Source organism: Cobetia sp. (assembly GCF_983723665.1).
In genome coordinates this window covers 4,085-6,488 of record NZ_CFDJES010000062.1, presented here as the reverse complement: position 1 = coordinate 6,488, position 2,404 = coordinate 4,085, and the positions used below count along the sequence as shown (strand labels likewise).

Below are 2,404 nucleotides of genomic sequence, written 5' to 3'. Positions count from 1 at the left end.
CGGCCCCAGCAGCAGGAACTGGTGCTGGCGCTGCAGCCCTTGATAGGCGGCGCGCGCAAAGCGTCCTCTCACCTGCAGATCATCATTGCCCTTGCTGCCTTGGGCATTGCCAAGCTTGTCACTCAACTTGCCGCTGAGCTCACCGACGCTGCCGGCGCTGGAGAGTGACAGCAAGGTACCGCGGTCCTTGAACTCGAAGGCCTGAGCCGGCTCACCCTGCTGGCGACGCGGCAGTTCATCGGCGAGAAACTCGGCCTGCTCGCTGGCCACCTGAGCGGTGGGCGGCAGCGGTGCCTCATCGATGTTGGCACAATCGCCCAGCGCGAAGATGCTGTCGTGGCCGAGACATTGAAGCCCGGGGGTCACCGTGAATTGACGCTTCTTGTTGCTTTCCAGGGCATCGATTTCCTCGACGATGGCAGGCCCGACACGCCCTGCCGCCCAGACCACCAGATCCGCGTCCCGCGTCACCGACTCATCGCCTTCACTGATCTCGACACTGCCGGAGGACACCTTGGCGACCTGACGAGACAGTTCGATCTTGATGCCCTGCTCCTCGAGTCGCTGATGGATCGACTCGCGCAGTTCCTGTGAGACACCGGGCATGAAGGTCTCGGTGGCCTCGAGAATCGTGATCTCGACCTTCGCGCCCTTGGGTGCAGGGGCGTCATGCATGCCACGCGCCTCATGCAGGTAGGCGGCCAGTTCGACACCGGTGGCACCGGAGCCGACGATCACCACCTGATACGGCCGCCCCGGGGACTCCTTGGCACTATCTTGCGTGCTTCCCTCAGCGCCAACCTGAGCGCCGCCCTGGGTGGCTGACACGCCAGCATCGCCTGTAGGTGCTGTTTCCATCGCCACATGGTTGGCCAGCAGGCCACGCGAGAACTGCTGGGCGATGCGCTCGGCGTCGTCAGGGGAATCCAGCAGGCAGGCATGCTCCAGCACACCCTCGACCCCCATGTCCGGCGTCACACCGCCCAGGGCCAGCACCAGCTGACGATAGCCCCTGACGCGCGCCGGCACCTCGGCGCTCGCGTGATCTTCCCTGCCCGGGATCGCGGCCAGGGTGATCTGGCGCTGTTCAGGCTCCACGCTCGCGAGTGTGCCGCACTCATAGCGGAACCCCCACTGCTCGGCCAGACCGGCATACCCCAGCTCATCGACCTGACGCCGCCCGAGGCCCGCCGCGATCTCATGCAGTCGTGGCTTCCAAACGTGACTGGTGTCACGGTCTATCAGCAAGATGTCCTTGTGGCCTGCCTTGGCAAGGCGAACCGCCAGCTCCAGTCCGCCGGCACCGCCACCGACGATGACGATATCGGCGTCGCGCGTTCGCTGAGGATCATGCGTTTCCATAGGGGCCTCCTTTAGCGGGGTCGAATATGGAAACCTTATGTCAGACCAGATGCTTTTCAAGACTGACACGCATGACTTCGCCAATGCGCTGCCTTTGATGCGACGCATCATCGGCGTGATCGCCTGCGCAACGCTTGAGGCCACCTTGGGGTTTGACAGCGCTCGAGTCCGCGACTAAAGCTTATTTATACGAATAAATATAACTGACTCGCTGCCGCTCAGGACATCGCATGCCGACATCGCCTTCCCCCCTGGACACTTCACGCGCCAGCACCAGTGCCAACGCCTCCGGCGCCCACCTGCCCAAGCGGCAGAAGCTGGCCGAGCTGATCAGTGATGATCTGAGGCGCAGCATCGTGCGCGATGGGTTGAGCGAAGGCGACCGGCTGCCCAACGAGAAGGCGCTGATGGCCCAGTACGGCTGCGCCAAGGGCACGCTGCGCGAAGCCCTCAAGATTCTCGAGGTCGAGGGCTTGATCACCCTGAAGACGGGGCCCAATGGCGGCGCCGTGCTCAATGCGCCGAGCATGGAGCCGGCCAGCCGCATGCTGAGGAGCTTCCTGCATTTCAAGACGCTCAATGGTGCCCAGGTCTATCAGTTACGCCGACTGCTGGAAGTCGAGATGGCGGTCTCGGTGGTGGGCCTGCTCAGCGAAGAGGACCTGGTGGCGCTCGAAAACAATGTCCATGACTGCAGTTGCCACCAGCCACAGGAAGAGGACCAGCGGCGCCAGCGCTTCCTGGAAATCGAATTCCACCAGGTACTGGCCCGCGCCTGCCCCAACCCGCTGCTCAGCTTCATGTGCCAGTTCCTCAACGACATGCTGCATGAGCTGGTCGTCATCAAGAAGGCCTACCTGCCGGAGCGCAAGCAGTTCGATCAGGCCAATCAGCATTACCACTCGGGCCTGATCACGGCGTTTCGCCACGAGGACCATGAGCAGGTCAGACAGCTCATGACAGAACACATGCAGGATGCCGAGCACCACATGACGGCACTCGAGGTGGAAATGGCCGACCAGTTGCTCGTCACCCCCGCGCA

2 protein-coding genes are annotated in these 2,404 nt (G+C 63.1%); one reads left to right on the top strand and one right to left on the bottom strand.

Annotation, left to right across the window (positions count from 1 at the left end; all coding sequences use genetic code 11):
* The coding region (locus AC4FAH_RS08110; protein ID WP_490245878.1) for an NAD(P)/FAD-dependent oxidoreductase at nucleotides 1–1,362 on the bottom strand (1,362 nt) is incomplete at its 3' end.
* Nucleotides 1,363–1,592: 230 nt separating this feature from the next.
* Between AC4FAH_RS08110 and AC4FAH_RS08105 the strand changes: the two genes are divergently transcribed.
* The coding region (locus tag AC4FAH_RS08105; RefSeq protein ID WP_490245877.1) for a FadR/GntR family transcriptional regulator at nucleotides 1,593–2,404 on the top strand (812 nt) is incomplete at its 3' end.